Source organism: Flavobacterium phycosphaerae, from assembly GCF_010119235.1.
Classification (GTDB): domain Bacteria; phylum Bacteroidota; class Bacteroidia; order Flavobacteriales; family Flavobacteriaceae; genus Flavobacterium; species Flavobacterium phycosphaerae.
In genome coordinates this window covers 1971453-1996481 of sequence record NZ_JAAATZ010000001.1, presented here as the reverse complement: position 1 = coordinate 1996481, position 25029 = coordinate 1971453, and the positions used below count along the sequence as shown (strand labels likewise).

Here is a 25029-nt window from a genome sequence, read left to right as displayed (position 1 = left end):
TGAATTAATAATCTTTTATCCTATTTTATACACCGAAATCCCCAAAGGCGGCAATAGTACTTCGGCCGAATATTCTCTGAAATTCCATGATATTGCATCAATTTTTACGGGTTTAGACATCACCACTCCGCTACCGCCATATTCGGTGGCATCAGAGTTGAAAATCTGTGTCAGTTTACCTTTGCTCGGCAAACCGATCCTGTAATTATCTCTCACCACCGGCGTAAAATTGGCCACTACAATCAAGCTTTCTTTTTCGTTGATTCCTTTACGAATGTAACTTAACACCGCGTTTTCAGTATCGGTATAGTTTATCCATTCAAAACCATCTACATGGAATTGCTTTTCATACAGGGCCGGATTGTTTTTGTATAATGCATTTAAGTTGGTGATGCATTTTTTGATGCCGTCATGATACCCGAACTGCAACAAATGCCAATCTAAACTGCTGTCAAAAGCCCATTCGCTGCTTTGGCCAAATTCAGCACCCATAAACAATAACTTAGCTCCCGGATGCGTGAACATGTACCCATACAGCAAACGCAGATTCGCAAATCTTTGCCATTCGTCACCCGGCATTCTGCCCAAAATAGAGTGCTTCCCATAAACCACTTCGTCATGCGATAACGGCAACATAAAGTTTTCGGTAAAGGCATACGTCATCGAAAAGGTAATATCGTTTTGATGGTGGCTTCGGTAAATGGGTTCTTTTTTGAAGTATTGCAAAGTGTCGTGCATCCAGCCCATCATCCATTTCATACCGAAACCCAATCCGCCAATATACGTTGGTCGGGAAACCATAGGAAAACTGGTGCTTTCTTCGGCTATCGTTTGCACATCGGGGAAAGCGCTGTAAACCGCTTCGTTAAAATCTTTCAAAAAGCTAATGGTATCTAGATTTTCTCTTCCGCCATAAATGTTGGGTTCCCATTCGCCTTCTTTTCTTGAATAGTCTAAATACAACATCGAAGCTACGGCATCTACTCGCAACCCATCCACATGGTATTGGTGTAACCAAAATATCGCATTGCTTATCAGAAAAGAGCGGACTTCGTTGCGCCCGTAGTTAAAAACTAAACTTTTCCAATCAGGATGATACCCTTTTCTTCTGTCGGGATGCTCATATAAATTGGATCCATCAAAAAAGCCCAAGCCGTGCGCATCATCCGGAAAGTGCGAGGGCACCCAATCTAAAATAACACCAATTCCGGCCTGATGCAACTTATCTACCAAGACCATAAAATCCTGCGGTTTTCCAAAACGGGAGGTTGGAGCAAAATAGCCAACCAACTGATAACCCCAGGAAGGGTCATACGGATATTCCATTACCGGCATAAACTCTACGTGAGTAAAACCGGTTTCTTTTACATAATTTACCAATTGATCCGCCAGTTCAATATAAGTCAAAAAATCACCATTGCTATTTCTGCGCCAGGAACCCAAATGCACTTCGTACACCGAATACGGTTTGTCGAGTCCGTTTTTATCTTGGCGGGTATCCATCCATTTTTTGTCTTTCCACTTATAGTCTAAGTCCCAAATAATAGAAGCGGTTTCAGGCGGATGTTCACAAAACAACGCAAACGGATCGGCTTTTTCGGTAATAATACTACCGTTATTGGACTGTATTTTATACTTATACCTTGTGCCTTTGTCAATACCCGGAATAAAACCTTCCCAAATACCGGAGGCGTCCCAGCGCACGTTGAGTTGGTGCTCGCCTTGTATCCAATAATTGAAATCACCCACCACAGATACCGAACGCGCTGATGGAGCCCATACAGCAAAGCATACGCCTTTCACACCATTGACTTCGGTGAGGTGAGCACCCAGTTTTTCATATAATCGAAAATGCTTTCCGGCTTTGAATAGGTCGATGTCAAAATCGGTAAAAAGCGAATGTACTTGTACTTGGTTCATATTCTATTTTATTAAAAACCTTTTAAGTTTTATTTCTAATCAATTCAACTCCTGTTTAGCCCCGATGATTTGAAATTAAAAAGAGGACAGCCTGTGGATGTCAGGTATTTTGCTTTAGCAAAAATATGTAAAACCGAATGTCCACTGGACATTCTCCTCTTAATATCAAATGCTCCTAATACTCCATTATTGTTTGTATGCCTCGTAACGGAATCACTGCCCAGCGGGGACGTGAGTTAAGTTCGTAGCCCAGCTCGTAGACGGCCTTTTCAAGGATGCAATATTTGAGTAAAAAGTTGATTTCCTGGCTGTAGCCGATGTTCAGGTTTTCGGACTGGACTTTCTCAATATACGTTTCGAGGAAGGTGCCCACAAAATATTTGAACAGCAACTCCCCGGCTTTGAACAGTTCTTCCTGCTCAAACGGATACTTCTCAGTATTATTAAAAATCGTGGCGTAAATGGCGTAATGGAACGAGCGGAACATACCCGCCACATCTTTGAGCGGTGGTTGTTTCACCTTACGGTCGCGGATGGTACTTTCGGGCTCGCCTTCAAAATCGAGGATGTAAAAATCATCCCCATTAACTAATACTTGCCCCAAATGATAATCGCCATGAATGCGGATGCGTTCGGACTTCATCTTTGTCCAATCGAAATCAATGAAATGTTTACGGATGAGTTTTTTGTGTTCTAGGAACTGATGTGCCAAGTCGAGCGCCATGCCGTCTAATTTATGCAAACTGTTCTCGATAATATTTAACCGGTTTTGAAACTGGTACAGCAAACGGTTTTTGAGCCACACGGTATAATCACCGTTATAGGTTGTTGGCGTAAATGCAGTTTCGTGGATGTCGCTGCCCAGCGCAATGTGCATTTCGGCGGTTCGGAGCGCTAAGGTTTGCACCCTTAAGAACAAGCTCAATCCGGCCCAATCGATGATTTCGGGTGGAATTTCATTTATTTTCAATCGTTTGAACAATTCGACATTGGGCAACTTATCAATCTTAATTTTTTTACGCGACAGGTTGTCAAATACACCATCCATTTGTTCGAGCATGAACTTCCAAGCGTCACCCTGATTGGGCACCAATTCCTGCATCAATCCCAAGGTAATATTCCCTTCGGGCAACGCCAAACTGATACTTCCGGTGTAAGCCGGTGTATTTTTATATTGCATACGCTCGGTGAGGAAACGACTGATTTCGTAATCGGGATTAGTACTGACATAAATGCGGCGGAAGATTTTGAGCACAAACGAATCGTTGAAAATAATAGACGTATTGCTTTGTTCCAGCCCCATAAATTTAGAAGACTTATAAACGGTATCCGTCAGGTAACTTCCTTTATGGAAAATGAGTTTGAGATTTTTATGTTCTGTGGATTGCGCAATGTTATCAAACAACAATTGACGAAAATCATCCTGGTGCAAGGCATCGACCAAATAGCCTTCAATCGGACCGAACTTGGCCGGAGAAATAATGGTATTGGTATCCAATTCGTCAGAAGTCATAAACGCTATCGGCATAAAGTAATGCTGGTAAAAGGCTTCCTTGAAATTCACTTCGAGCAAAGCACCATAATAGGTATTCTTCTTCGACGTGATTTTAAAATGATCGACGATTTCAATATACTTAAGCGTACTCGCCTTACCGCCATACCATCGTTTGTTGATGATATAATTTTCCAAAATATCAGAAGAAAATACCTTGATAAATTCATCATCAGTGAAGGCATCCTTCCATTCGCTCTTGAATTTGAACGACGTCGCAAACGTATCTTGATTATCGTTTTTCATACTCATTTTTGTATTTTAAATAGATGGAACGGCAGCGTTGGATGCAGCTCCACAAAATTCCATTCCTTATCCCACAAGTAACTGTTCCCGGTGATTAAATCGATGACTTTGACCTGATGCCCTTCGTGTATTCCTAATTCTTTGAGTGGTAATTGCACCCAAGCTTGTTTCATATAATACGGGTCGAGGTTGCAAATCATCAGGGTTTCGTCCTGTTTGGCATCATCAAATTTATAGAACGCCAACACTTGGTCATTATCCGTATCGCAAAACTTGACATTGTTGGTTTGCTGCAAGGATGGTTGCTCATGGCGAATCTTGTTGATACGGGTGATGAGCGTGATTAATTTATTTTGAATAGTCCAGTCCCAATGAGCCACTTCGTATTTCTCCGAGTTATGATATTCCTCTTTACCCGGCATTGCTTCCGAAATCATGTATTCATACACGGGCCCATAAATTCCAACACTGGAACTCAATGTTGCTGCTAAAAAATACTTGTGCAGGTACACACTTTCATTGCTGCTTTGTAAGGCATACGGCAAAATATCAGGCGTATTGGGCCAGAAATTCGGACGGAAAAAATCGCGTTGTTCTGTCTGGGTCAACTCGTTCATGTACTCGATTAGTTCAGCTTTGGTATTGCGCCAAGTGTAGTAAGTATACGACTGTGTAAAACCTTGTTTAGCCAACTCATGCATGATTTTAGGTCTGGTAAAAGCTTCTGCCAAAAACAATACATCAGGATGTTTTTTCTTTACTTCGGCTATCAGCCAGCCCCAAAAATAAAACGGTTTAGTATGCGGATTATCCACACGGAATACGCTGATATCGCACTCTTCCACCCAAAATAAAGCTACATCGAGTAGTTCTTTCCAAAGGTTTTTCCAATCACCGCTTTCAAAATAAATGGGTTGAATGTCTTGGTATTTCTTTGGCGGATTTTCGGCATATTGTACCGTTCCGTCCGGTCGCCATTTGAACCACTGCGGAAAATCTTTTACATACGGATGATCCGGAGCCGCCTGTAAAGCGTAATCCATAGCCACTTCAATGCCTAAACTCTTGGCTGTTTTTACCAACGATTTAAAATCGGCAATGCTGCCCAATTCAGGATGTGTGGCTTTGTGACCGCCAAATTGAGAACCAATGCCCCAAGGCGAACCAACATCTCCCGGTTCAGCATTTGTGGCATTGTTTTTTCCCTTTCGATTCACTTCCCCAATGGGATGAATGGGCGGAAAATATAATGTATCAAATCCCATAGCGGCCACGCGAGGCAACAACTTTTCACAATCTTTAAACGTACCGTGTTTCCCTTTTTCCTGAGCAGCCGAACGCGGAAAAAATTCATACCATGTACTGAACAAAGCCTTTTTCCTGTCGACATACACTTTCAATTCGTGTGAGCTATTGGCTAAGATTCGGGTTGGGTAATTAGTAAAAATATGCTGCAATTCTTTAGATAAAGCTACACTAATAGCTTTGTCATATTGTTTGGTATCTTGAAAAGCTTTGATGGCTGCTGTCAGGTAATTTTTTCATCTTTGTTTACTTCTTTTAGAATCGCCTGACAATATTCTGCACCTTCTAAAAGTTCCGATTTTACTTGTTGATTGTCTTGTATTTTTCGCTCAGTGCCGTGCTGCCAGTTCAAAGCATAATCCACCCAGCCTTCAACAAAATAGGAATAAAACCCTTGCTGGTCTACTTTAAATTCGGCTATCCATTCATCATTCCCGGTTTCAGTCATTCGCACTTCCTGCCATTTCTTTTTCTTCTCATGTTTATATTTCACGCAACACGCCACTACATCATGACCATCAGAAAAAACATTGGCTTTTACCACAACAGTCTGTCCAACAATTCGTTTAATAAAAAAAGCACCTCCATCTAATTGTGGCGTAACATTTTCAATAATTATTCGGGTTTGATTTTGCATTTTGAATTATATTTATGAAGTTGAAATTTAGAAAAAAATTGGATTGCCTTATAAACCGTATGAAAATTTAGTGAAATGTCAAAAAAAGCCGTAATACCGAATCAATCTTTGCAAATTCCGAAAACAATCCTGCTAACGGCTACACTTTTACAAGCTATTTCTTCAAAATTAGCCACAAGGTTTGCTGCTCAATTATTCATAACGCCATTAAAACATAAAATTCCGAAAAGGGAATTACACATGGAAAAAGAAAGCCGGCAAACCAAATTATCTATTCCAAAAATCAAGAAAAAAATCACCGTTTATGAATACGGTTCCGGCGAAAAGAAGGTTCTTTTAGTGCACGGTTGGTCCGGCAGGGGAACGCAATTGGTAAAGATTGCCGATGAGTTGGTTGCCTTAGGCTATACTGTTGTAAGTTTTGATGCCCCGGCACACGGCAAATCGGACAGTAAAACCACCTTGATGCCTGAGTTTATTGCGGCTATTTTAGAACTCCATAAAACAATGGGGCCTTTTGAAGTTGTTATCGGGCATTCGCTTGGCGGTATGTCAATTCTCAATGCCATTAAACAAAATTTAAAAGTAAAAAAGGCCGTGATTATTGGCAGTGGCGATATCGTAAGAGACATTATTGCCGATTTCATCAAAGCCCTTGGACTCAAACCCAAAATAGGCCCTATGATGAAAAACTATTTTGAAAACAGGTACGGTGAACCCATGGAAAGTTATAATGCGTCGGGAGCGGCCATATTTGTAGCCAATCCGGTATTGGTCATTCATGACACTGATGATCCTGAGATTTCGGTAAGCGCAGCCCACAACATTCACAAACACCTGAAAAACGGGGAATTGTTTATTACACATCAATTAGGTCACCGAAAAATATTGGGAGACAAAGCCGTTATCGAAAAAATAAAAGCGTTCATAACCAACTAAAAGCACAACCATGGAAACATCATTATTCAGTCAGCAATGGCAGGAACCTTTAGAACCTCTATTGAAAAAATACAAAGGCAAAAAGCATCCTTTAGACTATAATAACATTTATGAGTTACTAATTATGGTTATCCTCTCGGCGCAGGATTCTGATGCCAATATCAATAAAATAGCACCGGCTCTTTTTGAAGTCTATCCCAATCTCGAAAGTTTAGCCGTTTCAAACACAGAATCCCTACTCCCGTTTGTTACCAAAGTCAGAAACTATAACACCAAAGCCGGTTGGATAATTGAAATCGCACAAACACTCCAAAAAGACAGCAACATTCCCACTACTATGGACGAATTAGTGGCTTTAAAAGGCATCGGAAGAAAGTCGGCCAACGTAATCATGCGCGAAGCCAAAGCTCCCGCTGAAGGAATCATCGCCGACCTACATGTCATCAGAGTAGCACCCCGCATCGGAATCATAACCGAAGCCAAAGACGGCAATAAAGTAGAAAAGCAATTAATGCAGGCATTACCCAGAGAAATTTGGGGCGAAATAGGGATGGCTATATCATTTCTGGGCAGAGAAACCTGTAGACCAAGCAATCCAAAATGCTCGGAATGTCCCGTTCAAAACCATTGCCACTATCCTTTAAAAACTATTTAATTCTTTTGGGCGTGTCCCTTTATCCTGAAAAGGATTTCAGGATAAAGGGCCGGGCTGTCCGGGCTACACGGTAGCCTCTCCCATCCCTCACGCGATAGCTTACAAAACAAAAAACCGTTACTTCTCCACCCCCGAAAGCATCCTCTTTCTAACTACTGAAGAAGTCTTTATAAGAAAGACTAGAGCTTTTTACAAATTCGTCCTGATGACTTTTACAACTGATCAGGACGAGTTGACCAACTCTTCAGGACGAGTTCAAAAAGTCATCAGGACGAATTGACGAAACTTTTCGTAAACTAGATACAAAACTAAGATATAGAGGAGCAAGCCCAGTGGACTTGCGGTACGCGAGCTTTAGCTCGCCAATACTATTGATACAAAACAAAAAACCCCATCCGTTAGGATAGGGTTTCTAAAAAAAAGGCGGCGGATCGACCAAAGGGACACGCCGCACCTATAAAAAAATGAGTCCTGACTATATTAGTCAGGACTCACTGAAAAAAAAGGCGGCGACATACTCTCCCACATAACTGCAGTACCATCTGCGCAGGCGGGCTTAACTTCTCTGTTCGAGATGGGAAGAGGTGAGCCCCGCCGCAATAACCACCTTAAGAGGTTTTGCAAGGGTGATTGTTTCCAATCAACATTACATAATATCTTAACATACTGAGATAAAGAAAAAAACAAAGATTGTCATTCCCGCGTAGGCGGGAAACAAAGAGTGCCGCTCCCCGAAGGGAGCTGGCGACGTACATAAGCTTACGGGTTATTAGTACTACTCGACTATGACATTACTGCCTTTACATCTATAGCCTATCAACGTGGTCATCTTCCACGACCCTTAAAAGAAATCTCATCTTGTGGTGGGTTTCGCGCTTATATGCTTTCAGCGCTTATCCCTTCCAAACGTAGCTACTCTGCGGTGCTCCTGGCGGAACAACAGATACACCAGAGGTTTGTCCAATTCGGTCCTCTCGTACTAGAATCAGATCCACTCAAATTTCTTGCGCCCACAGTAGATAGAGACCGAACTGTCTCACGACGTTCTGAACCCAGCTCGCGTGCCACTTTAATGGGCGAACAGCCCAACCCTTGGGACCTTCTCCAGCCCCAGGATGTGACGAGCCGACATCGAGGTGCCAAACCCCCCGTCGATATGAGCTCTTGGGGGAGATCAGCCTGTTATCCCCGGCGTACCTTTTATCCTTTGAGCGATGGCCCTTCCATGCGGAACCACCGGATCACTATGCTCTACTTTCGTACCTGATCGACCTGTATGTCTCTCAGTCAAGCTCCCTTATGCCATTGCACTCTACGCACGGTTACCAAGCGTGCTGAGGGAACCTTTAGAAGCCTCCGTTACTCTTTTGGAGGCGACCACCCCAGTCAAACTACCCACCAAGCAATGTCCCCCACATATGCGGGGTTAGACCTCAGATAAGCAAAGGGTGGTATTTCAACAATGACTCCACAACGCCTGGCGACGCCACTTCATAGTCTCCCACCTATCCTACACATCACTTATCCAAGACCAATACTAAGCTATAGTAAAGGTGCACAGGGTCTTTTCGTCCCACTGCGGGTAATCGGCATCTTCACCGATACTACAATTTCACCGAGCTCATGGCTGAGACAGTGTCCAGATCGTTACACCATTCGTGCAGGTCGGAACTTACCCGACAAGGAATTTCGCTACCTTAGGACCGTTATAGTTACGGCCGCCGTTTACTGGGGCTTCAATTCAATGCTTCTCCGAAGATAACATCTCCTCTTAACCTTCCAGCACCGGGCAGGTGTCAGGCCCTATACCTCATCTTACGATTTTGCAGAGCCCTGTGTTTTTGATAAACAGTCGCCTGGACCTTTTCACTGCGGCCAGCTTGCGCTGGCGACCTTTCTCCCGAAGTTACAGGTCTATTTTGCCTAATTCCTTAGCCATGAATCTCTCGAGCACCTTAGGATTCTCTCCTCGACTACCTGTGTCGGTTTACGGTACGGGTACTGTTAATCTAAGTTTAGAGGTTTTTCTTGGAAGCCCTTAGGCGCACTATCTCTTTGCCCGAAGGCTCCGAGTACTATCGTATTTCCCCAAGCCGCGTGGATTTGCCTGCGCAGCTTATAGGTAGGTACTTCAACGAACTATTCCGTCAGTTCGCGGCGCTTTCATCACTCCGTCACCCCATCACAATTAACAGTAGTACGGGAATATTAACCCGTTGGCCATCGACTGTTCCTTTCGGATTCGCCTTAGGACCCGACTAACCCTCAGCTGATTAGCATAGCTGAGGAAACCTTAGTCTTTCGGTGTGCGGGTTTCTCGCCCGCATTATCGTTACTTATGCCTACATTTTCTTTTCTAACCAGTCCAGCATGCCTTACGACACACCTTCAACCCTGTTAGAATGCTCCCCTACCACTTATACTTACGTATAAATCCATAGCTTCGGTAATATGCTTATGCCCGATTATTATCCATGCTCGTCCGCTCGACTAGTGAGCTGTTACGCACTCTTTAAATGAATGGCTGCTTCCAAGCCAACATCCTAGCTGTCTGGGCAGACAAACCTCGTTTTTTCAACTTAGCATATATTTGGGGACCTTAGCTGATGGTCTGGGTTCTTTCCCTCTCGGACATGGACCTTAGCACCCATGCCCTCACTGCTGGTAAACATTATATAGCATTCGGAGTTTGTCAGGAATTGGTAGGCGGTGAAGCCCCCGCATCCAATCAGTAGCTCTACCTCTATATAACTTAAATCCAGCGCTGCACCTAAATGCATTTCGGGGAGTACGAGCTATTTCCGAGTTTGATTGGCCTTTCACCCCTACCCACAGGTCATCCGAAGACTTTTCAACGTCAACCGGTTCGGACCTCCACTATGTGTTACCACAGCTTCATCCTGCCCATGGGTAGATCACACGGTTTCGCGTCTAACACTACTGACTAAAGCGCCCTATTCAGACTCGCTTTCGCTACGGATCCATGACTTAATCACTTATCCTTGCCAGCAACGTTAACTCGTAGGCTCATTATGCAAAAGGCACGCCGTCACCCCACTAAAGGGCTCCGACCGCTTGTAAGCGTATGGTTTCAGGATCTATTTCACTCCGTTATTCACGGTTCTTTTCACCTTTCCCTCACGGTACTGGTTCACTATCGGTCTCTCAGGAGTATTTAGCCTTAGCGGATGGTCCCGCCAAATTCAGACAGGGTTTCACGTGCCCCGCCCTACTCAGGATACCACTATCCTTATCTTCTCTTACTTATACGGGACTATCACCCTCTGTGGTTAACCTTTCCAGGTTATTCTAATTCAATCCGCAAGAAATGTCGTGGTCCTACAACCCCAGCATTGCCGTAACAACACTGGTTTGGGCTAATCCGCGTTCGCTCGCCACTACTTACGGAATCACTTTTGTTTTCTTCTCCTCCGCCTACTTAGATGTTTCAGTTCAGCGGGTTTGCCCATCTATCGATGTACTATGTCTTCAACATAGTGGGTTGCCCCATTCGGATATCTACGGATCAATTCGTGTGTGCCAATCCCCGTAGCTTTTCGCAGCTTATCACGTCCTTCTTCGCCTCTGAGAGCCTAGGCATCCCCCATACGCCCTTATTTTGCTTATTGTACTTTTTAGCTTTTGGCTAACAGCTAATAGCTATCAGCTAAAGCAGTGTTCTTTCTACTTTGTTATTATTTTCTTATCTCAATATGTCAATGAACTTTTTCCGTTTCCGGATCGTGGAGAATATCGGAGTCGAACCGATGACCTCCTGCGTGCAAGGCAGGCGCTCTAGCCAGCTGAGCTAATCCCCCAATCTAATTATGAATTGTGAATTATGAATTATGAATTGGCTATCCATAACCCCTCAACCCTAGAATTTCCTTTATAAACTCAAACAGCCCTTCTTAATGCGTAATTACTAATTCGTAATTCCTAATTTAAAAAGTAGTCCCGCCCAGACTCGAACTGGGGACCCCTACATTATCAGTGTAGTACTCTAACCAGCTGAGCTACGAGACTCTGTTTTTTTACTTATTATAATATTTGAACTAACAGCGAGAGTAATTGAATTGTCTAATCTAAGACCTATCCTTCTTTTTGTCTCTAGAAAGGAGGTGTTCCAGCCGCACCTTCCGGTACGGCTACCTTGTTACGACTTAGCCCCAGTTACCAGTTTTACCCTAGGCAGCTCCTTACGGTCACCGACTTCAGGTACCCCCAGCTTCCATGGCTTGACGGGCGGTGTGTACAAGGCCCGGGAACGTATTCACCGGATCATGGCTGATATCCGATTACTAGCGATTCCAGCTTCACGGAGTCGAGTTGCAGACTCCGATCCGAACTGAGAACGGTTTTATAGATTCGCTCCTGGTCACCCAGTGGCTGCTCTCTGTACCGTCCATTGTAGCACGTGTGTAGCCCAAGGCGTAAGGGCCGTGATGATTTGACGTCATCCCCACCTTCCTCACAGTTTACACTGGCAGTCTTGTTAGAGTTCCCGACCTTACTCGCTGGCAACTAACAACAGGGGTTGCGCTCGTTATAGGACTTAACCTGACACCTCACGGCACGAGCTGACGACAACCATGCAGCACCTTGTAAATTGTCCGAAGAAAAATCTGTTTCCAAATCTGTCAATCTACATTTAAGCCTTGGTAAGGTTCCTCGCGTATCATCGAATTAAACCACATGCTCCACCGCTTGTGCGGGCCCCCGTCAATTCCTTTGAGTTTCATTCTTGCGAACGTACTCCCCAGGTGGGATACTTATCACTTTCGCTTAGCCACTCAGATTGCTCCGAACAGCTAGTATCCATCGTTTACGGCGTGGACTACCAGGGTATCTAATCCTGTTCGCTCCCCACGCTTTCGTCCATCAGCGTCAATCCACTGGTAGTAACCTGCCTTCGCAATTGGTATTCCATGTAATATCTAAGCATTTCACCGCTACACTACATATTCTAGTTACTTCCCAGTAATTCAAGTCTGACAGTATCAATGGCCGTTCCATCGTTGAGCGATGGGCTTTCACCACTGACTTATCAAACCGCCTACGGACCCTTTAAACCCAATGATTCCGGATAACGCTTGGATCCTCCGTATTACCGCGGCTGCTGGCACGGAGTTAGCCGATCCTTATTCTTACGGTACCGTCAAGCTCCTACACGTAGGAGTGTTTCTTCCCGTACAAAAGCAGTTTACACACCATAGATGCGTCTTCCTGCACGCGGCATGGCTGGATCAGGCTTGCGCCCATTGTCCAATATTCCTCACTGCTGCCTCCCGTAGGAGTCTGGTCCGTGTCTCAGTACCAGTGTGGGGGATCTCCCTCTCAGGACCCCTACCTATCGTAGCCATGGTAAGCCGTTACCTTACCATCTAGCTAATAGGACGCATGCTCATCTTATACCGTTGGAACTTTAGTTATCAAATGATGCCAGTCAATAACACTATGAGGTATTAATCCAAATTTCTCTGGGCTATCCCTCTGTATAAGGTAGATTGCATACGCGTTACGCACCCGTGCGCCGGTCTCTAGTATTGCTACTATACCCCTCGACTTGCATGTGTTAGGCCTGCCGCTAGCGTTCATCCTGAGCCAGGATCAAACTCTTCATCGTATATTGTTTGCTCTTTCGAGCTAATTATTTAGACAAAGGCTAGGCTTTTCAAATCTTCCGATTCTCTTACTCTCTTTTATTTGTTTTAGAATCTCTTCTAAAACGGCTGTCAATTCAATATGTCTATGAACGTTTTCTTATCTTGTTTTTCGCCTCTCTTTCGGTTAGCGGGTGCAAAAGTAAGTAACTTTTTTATTCTGGCAAGCTTTTTTGAAAATATTTTTAATTTTATTTTCCCTCCACTTGTATTCCCAAAACTTTCAATGAACTCCCTCTCTTGCGGGGTGCAAATATAAAAACTAAATTCTTCCCAATCCAAATAAATCTCGCCCTTTTTTTGTCTTTTTTTTAATCCACTGATTTAAAGTTTTTTGCAATCACCGTTGGTCGATTATTTTTTTAAACCAATACCAAAACACTTGTATACCCCAAATAACAATGTCCACTTTTGTCCACTTTGACTTCTTTTTTGAGGGTTTTGTTCGGTAATGCTTCGGTATTGCTTCGGTAACGCTTCGGTAAAACGGCTATTTTACCGAACAACTACCGAACAAAGTACGAAGGAAACCCTAAACAAACAAAAACCGAAACAAACAAATTCGCCCAAATAGCCCCGATAGGAGCCAGCTACCCTGTAGCGCGGATAGCGGGACTACACATACTGACAAAACCAAATGCTACGCTCCTGATTTTGAAATTCAAAATTATGCTGTACTTTTAAACTTTTAAAACCTACATTATATATATGTCTAAACTTCCTCATATTGGCACCAGTATCTTTACAGTGATGTCGCAACTGGCAGCGGAGCACAATGCTATTAATTTGTCGCAAGGGTTTCCGAACTTTTCGGTGGATGAACGCTTGACTACTATAGTTGCCCGATTGGTTAAAGATAATGTGCATCAGTATGCGCCTATGGCCGGGTATCTTCCGTTGTTGGAGAAACTTGCCACGCTTACCAAGCAGTCCTATAACAGAACGGTAAATTCGAAAACGGAACTACTGATTACGGCCGGAGCTACGGAAGGTATCTTTGCCGCTGTTCAAGCTTTGGTCAAAGCCGGAGAAGAGGTAGTGATTTTGGATCCTTGTTATGATTGTTACGAAACACCTATATTATTATGTAATGCAAAACCGGTGCATATTTCCTTGCATGATGATTTTAGGCCGAATTGGGAAGCGATTGCCGCAGGTGTAACTTCAAATACCAGGATGCTGATTATTAACAATCCACATAATCCGACGGGAAAGACTTGGACGCCGGATGATTTTGACCGTTTGGAACAACTTGTGGAAGTTTATCCTAACCTTATTATAATGAGTGACGAAGTTTATGAATACATCACTTTTGAAAGGAAACATATATCAGTACATGACCGCCCTAAACTTTGGGAGCGTAGCATTAGTGTGTCTTCATTTGGGAAATCGTTTCATATTACCGGTTGGAAGGTAGGTTATGTCATTGCATCGGAGTTTTTGATGCAAGAGATCAAAAAGGTGCATCAGTTTTTGGTTTTTAGTGTAAACAGCATTTCACAAGTGGCGATTGCGGAGTATTTGGATGTTGTGAACGTAAACGAGCTTGGGAAATTTTACCAACAGAAGCGGGATTTCTTTAGAGAGTTGATGAAAAATTGTCCGTTACAACTACTCCCTTGTGAGGGAACCTATTTTCAGGTGGCCTCCTATGACGGAATTTCGACTGAAAGCGATTTGGATTTCACCCAACGACTGACTAAAGAGTATGGCGTAGCCACAATCCCGATTTCGGCTTTTTATCCGGATGGCAAAGACCATAAGTTGATTCGGTTTTGCTTTGCTAAAGACGACACTACTTTGACTGAAGCAGCCAAACGGCTTGAAAAACTCCGATAAACAAAGGATGTTTACTTGATGTCAACCTTGTTTTGCATAGCATCACTCCAAAAAAAACTATTTTTGACGCATGAATGTATTCAAATCCTTAGTTGTTGTTCTTTTAATCCTTACTCTTAACGGAGTGAGCGCACAGTCATCGGACAATAAGCTAATCCAAAAAGGTTGGTCCGAACTCATCAAGGATAATGAAAATGCAGCGTTCAAGTATTTTTGGGAAGCCAATGAAATAGCTAAAAAGCAAAACAACACCAAAGACAAAGCAGAATCTTACCTTTATCTCGGCATTTGCTCGTTTGGTTCGAGTTTGGAAAAAGGCCTACAGTTTGCCACAAAATCGTTAAACGAATACCACACACTCGAAAAAACGGATAAAGAAAAAGCCACCATCGGCAGGTATAAATGCCTGCAACTCATCAGTACTATTTACAGTCGGCAAAAAAAATACGATGATGCTTTGCGCTTGAGTAAAGAAGTTATTGCTGAATTGGAAAACAAGAATGACACCTCAGGCACTTTGGGTTTGGCTTACAACAGCGTTGGCGGTATTTATGAATTAAAAAATCAGGATGACGAGGCACAAAAGTACTACCGATTGGCTTTGATTGAATTTGAAAAAGCAAAGAATGTAGCCTACCTACCCACCTCATATTGCAAAATTGGGGAGCTTTTCAAAAAGAAAAAACAAAAAGAAATCAGCCTCACCTATTTCAAAAAAGCGCTAGCTCTAGCCGAAAAAACCGAGAACAGACAGGGACAAATCATAGCTTTAATCGCTTTGGGTAAATGGTATCTGGACTTTGACCGAAACTTTAGCGTAGCGGAACATTACTGCAATAATGCCCGAATCATCGCTATTGGTTTGAGCGATAAATTATTTGAAATAAAAAGTATTGAGATGCTGATTGACATTAAAAAAAGTCAAAGCAACTTTAAAGAAGTAAGTCAGTTGCAAAGCGAAATCATCACGCTTAAAGACAGTTTTTATTCAGCCGAAAAACAACAAATAGAAAAGAGTCTGGAAGTACAGTTTGAAGTGTCTGAAAAAAACCGAAAACTGAAACTCATCTCTGCTGAAAAAGAAGTCACGAAGTTAACCAATTATCTTTTAGTCAGTGTTTTAGGGATTTTGATTGTTGTGTTTTCGTTTTTATATTACTTTTTGAAAAGAATTAACAAACGAGACAAACAACTGCTCACTGCGAAAGAAGAATTAGTACAGTTGATGGAAGAGCAAAAAATGCTGAAAGAACAGCAATTTCAAAATGATTTGGAGCACAAGGAAAGTCAGTTAAGCGCTATTACCATTCAGATGTTGGAGAAAAATGAGCTTTTAGATGAAATTAAAACTATCCTCAACAAGAAAGAACCGAATGCTGAAAACGAACTCAAGAAACTGGTCAGCAAATACACTATTCAGGATAACAATTGGAAAGATTTTGACAACTATTTTGAAAGTGTCAACAAGAATTTCTACACCCGATTAAAACAAAAATACCCGGATATCAGCACTAATGATTTGAAAATTTGTGCGCTGATTAAGTTAAACCTGTCCATCAAAGAAATGGCTTCCATTTTAAATATTTCGCCAGACAGTGTCAAAACCGCACGCCACCGTTTGCGCAAAAAACTACAACTGAATACAGAAGAAAACTTAACCGACTTCATTCTTTCTGTCTAAAAAAGCGCTTAACCTCAATAAAATTGGGAGTTGTACACCTATTGTCAACCTGAAAAATTATTCTTCTACCCAGGTTCTCTGTACTTTTGGTTTCAGAAATTGCTATGAAAAAGAATTTCACTGAACCATCAAAAAATTACCTTATGAAAAAAAATTATTTATTTAGTACCGCTTTAGCTCTTTTGATAAGTAGCGTAAGTTTTTCACAAGTGGTCAATGGCGACTTTGAAAATGTCAAATCTAATTTCCTGCCTTCCAACTGGGGAATGACTTTTATACAACAAGTTGGTTTTGATCCTGAAACCGGAGAAAGCTTTGGAGATGAGATGCAATATACTTGGTGTATTCCCTCTATGGTATATGCTTCTTTTGAACCGCAAAGCGGCGATTATGCTATGGAAATTTCAAATGCTTTTAACATTACACAAGGTGTTGTTGTGCCGGGAATGGCAACTATTTTCAGCGACCCAGAGCAAGACAGTCCGGGTTGGAATCCGGGCATTCCGGTAGAACCGACCGACAATATCTCGATGATTGGTTTTTACTATAAATTTATGCCTGCCGGAGATGATATTGCTCAAGCCAGAATTCAAGTATCGGATAGCAATGGCATTGAAATTGGTCATGCTTTTATTGATATTTCAGGCATACACAACTCGTTTGAATATGTCTACGAACCCATTACATATACTTCGAACGCAACGCCGGCATCTATCGTTATTTCATTTACCATGGCCAAAGAAAATTCTACCCCAACCTTTGGAAGCCGATTAATTATTGACAATGTAGTGACCAATTTTGCCGCATTAAATCTGGACACCAACGAACTTAATGCCAAAGTGACTGTTTATCCAACGTTTGTTGAAAACGAATTGAATATAGATACCAAAGGACTAACAGAAGGGCAAGTTGCTTATAAAGTAATGAATACCGAAGGCAAAGTGGTAAAACAAAATGTAGTGACCGAAAATGCTAATTATATTTATACTATGGATGTCAGTCAATTAAGTTCAGGCCTATATTTTATAAAAATCGATAGTTCTTTGGGACCAATCACTAAAAAGTTTATCAAAAAATAGAAAATCGGGTTGTTTAAAATTAGTTAATTGTGGAAACCGGATTATAGTTATACTGTAGTTCGGTTTATTTTTTTGGGAGCATTTAGTTTTATATATTTACACTTCAGACTTTCGGTCAAACCGAACGAAGGTAAAAAAAGAAAACACTATGAATTTTTCAGCTAAAATGCTTCGCGATAATGCCCTAGCCGATAAAGTAATTGTAGTAACCGGTGGAGGAAGTGGCTTAGGTAAAGCCATGACCCGTTATTTCATGGAATTGGGGGCCAAAGTTGCTATCACTTCCCGTGATTTAGAAAAACTAAAAACTACAGCGACCGAATTGGAAAAAGAAACCGGTGGCAAATGCTTACCCTTACAGTGCGACGTTCGTCATTTTGACCAAGTGGAAGCCATGTTGGCCGAGGTTTTAAAAGAATATGGCAAAGTGGATGTGTTGCTAAATAATGCCGCCGGAAACTTCATTTCACCAACCGAAAGGTTATCCGCCAATGCCTTTGATACTATCATCGATATTGTACTGAAAGGCTCCAAAAACTGTACACTGGCGTTTGGTAAACATTGGATAGCCCAAAAACAAACCAATTGTAATGTCTTAAATATTGTCACCACTTATGCCTGGACAGGTTCCGGTTATGTAGTACCGAGTGCCACTGCAAAAGCAGGCGTGCTGGCCATGACCCGAAGTTTAGCAGTAGAATGGGCCAAGTATGGCATCCGTATGAACGCCATTGCTCCGGGGCCTTTCCCTACTAAAGGAGCCTGGGACCGTTTATTGCCGGGCGATTTAGCCGAAAAATTTGACATGGCTAAAAAAGTTCCTTTGAAAAGAGTGGGCGACCATCAGGAATTAGCCAATTTAGCTGCTTATTTAGTTTCTGATTTCTCTTCTTATATCAACGGAGAAGTGGTAACTATTGACGGAGGTGAATGGTTACAAGGGCCGGGCAATTCAATATTCTGGAAAAAATTCCGCAAGAAATGTGGGATATGCTTGAAATGATGATTAAGAACAAAGGAAGTAAATAGCTGTTTTAGCCATTCAAAAAGCTCGTAATTACTCATTAAAAACCTTATCACTAATCCCTTTTTTCTTATCCCTCTATTCTTCAAAACTTTACGAGAATGTTAACAAATAAGCCTTGACAAACCCATAATAAATTGTATTTTTACCGCTCAAAATCTACGAAAAACAAATGGGTAAAATCATTGCTATTGCTAACCAAAAAGGGGGTGTCGGAAAAACAACAACCTCTGTAAATCTTGCAGCATCACTGGGTGTTTTAGAAAAAAAAGTACTTTTAATTGATGCCGATCCTCAAGCTAACGCCAGTTCCGGTTTAGGTATTGATGTGGAGAGTGTGGAGATTGGCACTTATCAAATTCTGGAACACAGCAATACACCCGAAGAAGCTACTATCGCTTGCACAGCACCCAATGTATCGGTAATCCCGGCGCATATCGACTTGGTAGCCATCGAGATTGAATTGGTTGACAAAGAAAACCGCGAGTATATGTTGAAACAGGCTTTGGAAAACATCAAAGACCAGTACGACTATATCCTGATTGACTGCGCCCCATCATTAGGTTTATTGACTTTGAATGCGTTAACAGCGGCAGATAGTGTGGTGATTCCGATTCAATGTGAATATTTCGCATTGGAAGGATTAGGCAAATTGCTGAACACCATTAAAAGCGTACAAAAAATACACAATCCCAACTTAGATATCGAAGGTCTTTTACTGACTATGTATGACTCGCGATTGCGTTTGTCAAACCAAGTGGTAGAAGAAGTTCAGAAGCATTTCAATGATATGGTATTTAAAACCATCATTCAACGTAATGTGAAATTGAGTGAAGCGCCAAGTTTTGGTGAAAGTATCATTAACTTTGACGCCACGAGCAGAGGAGCCACAAACTACTTAAGTCTGGCACAAGAAATTATCAAGAAAAACAGTTAACCCCTATGGCAAAAGCTATAAAGAAACAAGCATTAGGAAGAGGATTATCGGCTTTGTTGAAAGATCCTGAAAATGATATTAAAGCCGTTGGTGATAAAAATGCCGACAAAGTGGTTGGGAATATTATCGAATTGGATATTGAAGCCATTGAGATTAATCCGTTTCAACCGAGAACCAACTTTAACGAAGAGCAGCTGCAAGAGTTAGCTTCTTCTATCAAAGAACTGGGGCTTATCCAACCGATTACCGTTCGTAAATTAGATTTTAACAAATACCAATTGATTTCGGGAGAGCGTCGTTTGCGAGCTTCCAAATTAGTGGGACTGACTACTGTTCCTGCCTACATCCGTATTGCCAATGACAATGAGTCGCTGGTAATGGCCTTGGTAGAAAACATTCAGCGTCATGACTTAGACCCTATTGAGATTGCGCTTTCATACCAACGTTTGATTGACGAAATCCAATTGACACAAGAGCAAATGAGCGAACGTGTGGGTAAAAAACGTTCTACAATAGCGAACTACTTGCGATTGTTAAAATTAGACCCGATTATCCAAACCGGAATCCGTGATGGGTTTATCAGTATGGGACATGGTCGTGCAATTATCAATATAGAAGATCAAGACGTTCAAACTGATATTTATCAAGAAATCGTTAGCCAAAACCTTTCCGTTCGTGAAACCGAAGCGTTGGTAAAAAACTACCAGGACAGCATAAAACCGGCTCCGGCTAAAGCAAAAAAAGGAACAGCTTTTACTATTGCTGACGATCAGAAAAAAGCATTTGTCAATTTCTTCGGTTCCAAAATTGATGTAAAAGTAGCCGGAAACGGTAAAGGAAAAATCACCATTCCGTTTCATTCGGAGGAAGATTTTAACCGTATTATCAAATTAATCAAAGGTTAGTGCATCGTTTTATTTACATAGCTATTCTGTTTTTTCTGTTTGGAAAACAAACTGTTTTTTCTCAGGAAATCAGTAATGCTATTGTTGCCAAAGACACCTTAAAAACGGAAGAAATCAATCCGTTAGCTCCTTCAAAGGCCGCTTTTTATTCGGCTATAGTACCGGGTTTGGGTCAGGCCTACAATAAAAAATACTGGAAGATTCCCATTGTTTACGGAGCTATCGGAACCAGTTTGTATTTTTATATTTCTAACAACAAAAAATATCACAAATACCGCGACGCCTACAAACAGCGTTTAGCAGGTGAAAAAGATGAATTCGATTATTTGGATGACAATCGATTGATTCAGGCACAGCGTTTTTACCAACGCAACAGGGATTTATCCTTATTAATCACTGTAGGTTTTTATGTCCTCAATATAGTGGATGCCAATGTAGATGCCCATTTACTCCAGTTCAATGTGAGCGATAAACTTTCTTTTCAGCCTGAAGTATATCAAAACGATATCAACTACAAAACCAATCTTGGCTTAACTTTAAACTACAAATTCTAAAATGAAAATAGCACTGTTGGGATATGGGAAAATGGGAAAAGTAATCGAAAGCATTGCTTTGGAAAGAGGACATGAAATTGTATTAAAAAAAGACGATACCACTACTTTTGACGGTTTAGAGAAAGCTGATGTAGCTATTGATTTTAGTGTTCCAACAGCCGCCGTTACCAACATAACTACTTGTTTAAACCAAGGTATACCGGTAGTTTCCGGAACCACCGGCTGGTTAGACCATTATGAAGACATGGTAAAATTATGCCAAGAAAAAAAAGGGGCATTCCTTTATGGTTCTAATTTTAGTTTGGGCGTTAATCTGTTTTTTGAACTGAATGCTTATTTGGCCAAAATGATGGCAAAATTCAGCAACGTCTACAAAGTATCGATGGAGGAAATTCACCATACGCAAAAACTGGATTCTCCGAGCGGTACTGCTATTTCGTTAGCCAAAGGCATAATCGAGAATTCAGCTTACCAATCATGGACTGAAGAAAAAGCTAACGACAACCAAATTCATATTGATGCCAAACGCATTGAAAACGTTCCGGGCACCCATAGTGTTTACTATAATTCTGAGGTAGATTTTATCGAAATCAAACACGTAGCACACAATCGTGAAGGGTTTGCATTGGGTGCTGTACTGGCTGCCGAATGGATTATTGGCAAAAACGGCGTGTTCTCGATGAAAGATGTTTTAGATTTGAAGTAACAAATCCAATACTAATTATACCTATAACCAAAAACAAAATAACCACATAACCAAATACATTTAGCATAATGACACTAATACAATGGTTTATATTTTTCCTCGCTGTTCAAATCATACATGGTTTAGGAACTTGGAAATTATACGAAAAAGCAGGAAGACACCGATGGGCAGCTTTTATTCCCGTATACAATTCTATCGTTTTGATGAAGATTATCAATCGACCAACTTGGTGGACTGTTTTACTGTTTATTCCAATTATCAACCTAATTATGTTTCCGGTAGTTTGGATAGAAACCTTAAGAAGTTTTGGCCGAAAATCTACCGCTGATACTTGGTTGGGCATTTTTACTTTCGGACTTTACCTTTATTACATCAACTATACTCAAGAGGTTACTTATATTGCTGACAGAAGTTTAGTCGCCACCACTAAAACCGGCGACACTATCAGCTCGTTGCTTTTTGCTGTTGTTGTGGCCACTTTGGTTCATACTTATGTGATGCAACCGTATACGATTCCAACTTCTTCGTTGGAAAAATCATTGCTGATTGGCGATTTCCTTTTTGTGAGTAAATTTCATTACGGAGCCCGAACTCCAATGACTACTGTAGCGGCTCCAATGGTTCATGACACTTTACCGGTTATCAAAACAAAATCTTATTTGAGCTGGCCGCAATTGCCTTATTTCCGCTTTCCGGGATTCCAAAAAATCGAAAAAAATGACATTGTTGTTTTCAACTGGCCGGCTGATACGGTTTACAAGTTTTTCGACACTTCGGGAAGAAGCATTCTAAAACCGGTAGACAAAAAATCGAACTATGTAAAACGTTGTCAAGGTACACCTGGTGATTCGTTACAAATTAAAAACGGTACGGTTTTCATCAACGGAAAAGAATTGATTTTGCCGGAAAGAGCTAAAACACAGTATTCGTACTATGTTACGTATGATATGAATACGCCAATGGATTTTGAGTATTTATTAAAACAAGTTGGTTCAACAGACGGAGCCGGTTTTAAAAGCGAAACTCGCGATACACTCTACCTGAGAGCATTAACCGCTGAAGGAGCAAAAACATTACGAACCGTTCCCGGAATCAAATCGGTTACCCAAATCATAAACAAAGACCCTGAATCCAATATTTTTACGCATAATCCGAAATGGAATGGTGACAACTTTGGTCCAATTTACATTCCGGAAGCAGGAAAAACAGTGGCTTTGAATTTACAAACCTTACCTTTTTACAAACGAATTATTTCAGTTTACGAAAAAAATACGTTGAAAGTGGTGGGCAATGACATATATGTAAATGATAAAAAAGTAACCAGCTATACCTTCAAACAAAATTACTACTGGATGATGGGAGACAACCGTCACAACTCGGAAGACAGCCGTTATTGGGGTTATGTACCCGAAGACCACATCGTAGGAAAACCGGTTTTCATTTGGATGAGTTGGGACAGCAATGGTGAAGGTCTTGGCAACAAAATTCGTTGGGAACGTTTGTTCACCACCGTAAGCGGAGACGGGCAACCACAGTCTTATTTTAAATACTTCTTAGGGTTATTGATTTTATACTTTGTTGGTGATTATTTTTGGAAAAAGAAAAAAGCGAATAAAAGTTAATTGTAAAATTTGAAGATTAAATAATTTGAAAAGGTAAAAGTCATATAGTCGTAACAGGCTTTATGGCTTTTTACTTTAAATCTACTACTGAATCATGAGCAACAATATCATTATCCATCCGAGTTACTTTCCTTCTATCAGTCATTTTGTAGCGATGGCTAAAGCCGATATCGTAACCTTTGAAATGGAGGATAATTTCCAGAAACAAACCAACCGAAACCGTATGTATATATACAGTCCCAATGGTATTCAGTTGCTTAATATCCCGATAAAACATTCTAAAGTAGCCCATCAAAAAATAAAGGAAGTTAAACTCGAAACGGCTTTCGACTGGCAGAAACAGCATTTCAAATCATTGGAAGCGGCTTATCGAACTTCGCCCTTCTTTGAGTATTTTGAAGATGATATCCGTCCTATCTTTGAAAAACAACACACTTTCCTGATGGATTTAAATTTGGAAACCATGTCTGTTGTTTCAAAATGCTTGGGCTTTGAATTTGATTATGATGAAACTTCGGAATATTTTCATGATGTAAATGACAAAACCGATTTTCGAAAGCTAATCAACGGAAAAAAAGACACTTCCCTATTCGAACCTTACACTCAAGTTTTTGGTGAAAAACATGGCTATCTTAACAACCTTAGTATATTGGATTTGCTATTCAACGAAGGCCGCTATGCTTTGGATTATCTGAAAAAACAGCCGCTGTAACTATTCAATAAATGAAAGCCTGGTCATGATCGGAAAATGATCGGAATTTTCAAATTGAGAAAAACTGGTAAAACTTTTAATTTTCATTTTCTTATCAGCAAAAATATAATCGATACGAGCCGGATAATACTTGAATTTATACGTTTGACCAAAACCATTCCCCGCTTCTTCAAAACAATCGTGTAAATCGCCTTTGATATTGCGATAAATGTATGAAAACGGACTGTTATTCATATCGCCGCAAATGATAAGCGGGTAATGACATTCTTTTTTGTGTTTGACTAAAATCTCCGCTTGTTGTTCCTGTTTTTTGAATGCATCCCGAATGCGTTTAAAAACTTGTTGAGATTTGCTTTGATTGATTGCATCTACGTGCTCCTGAATTTCATTCACATCGGGAGAAATTTTTATAGATTGCAAATGAATATTATAAACTCTGATGGTGTCTTTTCCTTTTTTAATATCGGCATAAATCACGTTGTTACCTGCTTCGGGAATTTTGAAATCGCCTTGATTAAAAATAGGGAATTTAGAAAAAATAGCCTGTCCGGTCTTGATGTGATTGCCTTCCATAAAAATGGCTTTGTACTTGTAGGCCCGCAAATCTACTTTGGCATTTTCCGAATACTCCTGAATACACAAGACATCCGGGTTTTGTTCGTTGATAAACGTTAGTATAGCATCGCCAACATTTCTATCCTTAATCCAATCGAACAGGTTGAACAAGCGAACGTTGTAGCTCATCACGGTAAAATCTTTCTCTTCCCGTTCTATATCATTCGAAGAAAACTTATAAAATTTACTGATAAACGTAATACCTAGCAATAAAACCAAGCCCGATAAAATCACTTGGCGCTTTACTTGGAGTAACCAATAGATAAAAAATAAGCCATTTAGAATAAGAAACAAAGGTAAAATCAGGGTCAATACCGAAAGTAACGGGAACATTTTAGGAGCCAAAAAGGGTAAAATGTAGGCCACAAACGTCAACACAGTCACGACTATATTACACGCAAAAACGATTTTGTTAAACAATGAAAGTTTCTTCATTTA

The 25029-nt window shown here is 41.1% G+C and carries 16 protein-coding genes, 2 tRNA genes, 3 rRNA genes and 1 pseudogene; 12 read left to right on the top strand and 10 right to left on the bottom strand.

Annotation, left to right across the window (positions count from 1 at the left end):
• Window positions 1-15 precede the first annotated feature (15 nt).
• The 4 genes from glgB to GUU89_RS15325 form a co-directional block, all read right to left on the bottom strand.
• A complete protein-coding gene (gene glgB, locus GUU89_RS08775) occupies window positions 16-1920 on the bottom strand; it encodes a 1,4-alpha-glucan branching protein GlgB (protein ID WP_162127555.1) in 1905 nt (634 codons plus the stop codon).
• A gap of 175 nt (window positions 1921-2095) precedes the next feature.
• Window positions 2096-3718, bottom strand: a complete 1623-nt coding sequence (locus GUU89_RS08770; protein WP_162127554.1) for a trehalose synthase — start codon at window positions 3716-3718, stop codon at window positions 2096-2098.
• A gap of 2 nt (window positions 3719-3720) precedes the next feature.
• Window positions 3721-5175: an alpha-amylase family protein gene (locus GUU89_RS08765; RefSeq protein ID WP_317163875.1), complete on the bottom strand. Its 1455-nt coding sequence runs from the start codon at window positions 5173-5175 to the stop codon at window positions 3721-3723.
• 71 nt (window positions 5176-5246) lie between these two features.
• Window positions 5247-5660, bottom strand: a complete 414-nt coding sequence (locus GUU89_RS15325; protein WP_317163874.1) for a maltotransferase domain-containing protein — start codon at window positions 5658-5660, stop codon at window positions 5247-5249.
• 75 nt (window positions 5661-5735) lie between these two features.
• Between GUU89_RS15325 and GUU89_RS08760 the strand changes: the two genes are divergently transcribed.
• On the top strand, window positions 5736-6599 hold the full coding sequence (locus GUU89_RS08760; protein ID WP_162127553.1) for an alpha/beta fold hydrolase: 864 nt from the start codon (window positions 5736-5738) through the stop codon (window positions 6597-6599).
• 10 nt (window positions 6600-6609) lie between these two features.
• A complete protein-coding gene (locus tag GUU89_RS08755; RefSeq protein WP_162127552.1) occupies window positions 6610-7254 on the top strand; it encodes an endonuclease III domain-containing protein in 645 nt (214 codons plus the stop codon).
• 501 nt (window positions 7255-7755) lie between these two features.
• Here the strand turns inward: GUU89_RS08755 and rrf are convergent.
• The 5 genes from rrf to GUU89_RS08725 form a co-directional block, all read right to left on the bottom strand.
• Window positions 7756-7865: ribosomal RNA gene (rrf, locus tag GUU89_RS08750) — 5S ribosomal RNA — on the bottom strand.
• Window positions 7866-8003: 138 nt separating this feature from the next.
• Window positions 8004-10883, bottom strand: a 23S ribosomal RNA gene (locus GUU89_RS08740).
• Window positions 10884-10998: 115 nt separating this feature from the next.
• Window positions 10999-11072, bottom strand: a tRNA-Ala gene (locus GUU89_RS08735).
• 134 nt (window positions 11073-11206) lie between these two features.
• A tRNA-Ile gene (locus tag GUU89_RS08730) sits at window positions 11207-11280 on the bottom strand.
• Between the two features lie 88 nt (window positions 11281-11368).
• A 16S ribosomal RNA gene (locus GUU89_RS08725) occupies window positions 11369-12880 on the bottom strand.
• Together the 16S, 23S and 5S rRNA genes with 2 tRNA genes alongside form the textbook arrangement of a ribosomal RNA operon.
• Window positions 12881-13616: 736 nt before the next feature.
• Between GUU89_RS08725 and GUU89_RS08720 the strand changes: the two genes are divergently transcribed.
• From GUU89_RS08720 to GUU89_RS08675, 10 genes and pseudogenes are all read left to right on the top strand, one after another.
• Window positions 13617-14756: a methionine aminotransferase gene (locus tag GUU89_RS08720; RefSeq protein ID WP_317163897.1), complete on the top strand. Its 1140-nt coding sequence runs from the start codon at window positions 13617-13619 to the stop codon at window positions 14754-14756.
• A gap of 70 nt (window positions 14757-14826) precedes the next feature.
• Window positions 14827-16437, top strand: a complete 1611-nt coding sequence (locus tag GUU89_RS08715) for a hypothetical protein (RefSeq protein WP_162127550.1) — start codon at window positions 14827-14829, stop codon at window positions 16435-16437.
• A 143-nt stretch (window positions 16438-16580) separates the two neighbouring features.
• Window positions 16581-17516, top strand: a complete 936-nt coding sequence (locus GUU89_RS08710) for a T9SS type A sorting domain-containing protein (protein WP_162127549.1) — start codon at window positions 16581-16583, stop codon at window positions 17514-17516.
• Window positions 17517-17664: 148 nt separating this feature from the next.
• Window positions 17665-18545, top strand: a pseudogene (locus GUU89_RS08705) (SDR family oxidoreductase).
• Window positions 18546-18712: 167 nt separating this feature from the next.
• Complete coding sequence (locus tag GUU89_RS08700) at window positions 18713-19477, top strand: ParA family protein (protein WP_162127548.1); 765 nt, start codon at window positions 18713-18715, stop codon at window positions 19475-19477.
• Window positions 19478-19482: 5 nt separating this feature from the next.
• Window positions 19483-20382, top strand: coding sequence for a ParB/RepB/Spo0J family partition protein (locus GUU89_RS08695; protein WP_162127547.1), 900 nt, complete (start codon window positions 19483-19485; stop codon window positions 20380-20382).
• Window positions 20382-20936 carry a DUF5683 domain-containing protein gene (locus GUU89_RS08690; RefSeq protein ID WP_235922011.1) on the top strand — a complete coding sequence of 185 codons (555 nt, stop codon included), beginning with the start codon at window positions 20382-20384 and terminating at the stop codon, window positions 20934-20936. Before GUU89_RS08695 ends, GUU89_RS08690 begins: the two co-directional genes overlap by 1 nt.
• A gap of 1 nt (window position 20937) precedes the next feature.
• Window positions 20938-21642: a 4-hydroxy-tetrahydrodipicolinate reductase gene (gene dapB, locus GUU89_RS08685; RefSeq protein ID WP_162127546.1), complete on the top strand. Its 705-nt coding sequence runs from the start codon at window positions 20938-20940 to the stop codon at window positions 21640-21642.
• A gap of 68 nt (window positions 21643-21710) precedes the next feature.
• Window positions 21711-23264: a signal peptidase I gene (gene lepB / locus GUU89_RS08680; protein ID WP_162127545.1), complete on the top strand. Its 1554-nt coding sequence runs from the start codon at window positions 21711-21713 to the stop codon at window positions 23262-23264.
• Between the two features lie 94 nt (window positions 23265-23358).
• The gene (locus tag GUU89_RS08675) at window positions 23359-23976 is read left to right on the top strand and encodes a WbqC family protein (RefSeq protein WP_162127544.1); all 618 of its coding nucleotides are present in this window, start codon (window positions 23359-23361) and stop codon (window positions 23974-23976) included.
• On the opposite strand, the gene GUU89_RS08670 is transcribed toward GUU89_RS08675, so the two are convergent.
• A complete protein-coding gene (locus GUU89_RS08670) occupies window positions 23977-25026 on the bottom strand; it encodes an endonuclease/exonuclease/phosphatase family protein (protein ID WP_162127543.1) in 1050 nt (349 codons plus the stop codon).
• Window positions 25027-25029: the final 3 nt, after the last annotated feature.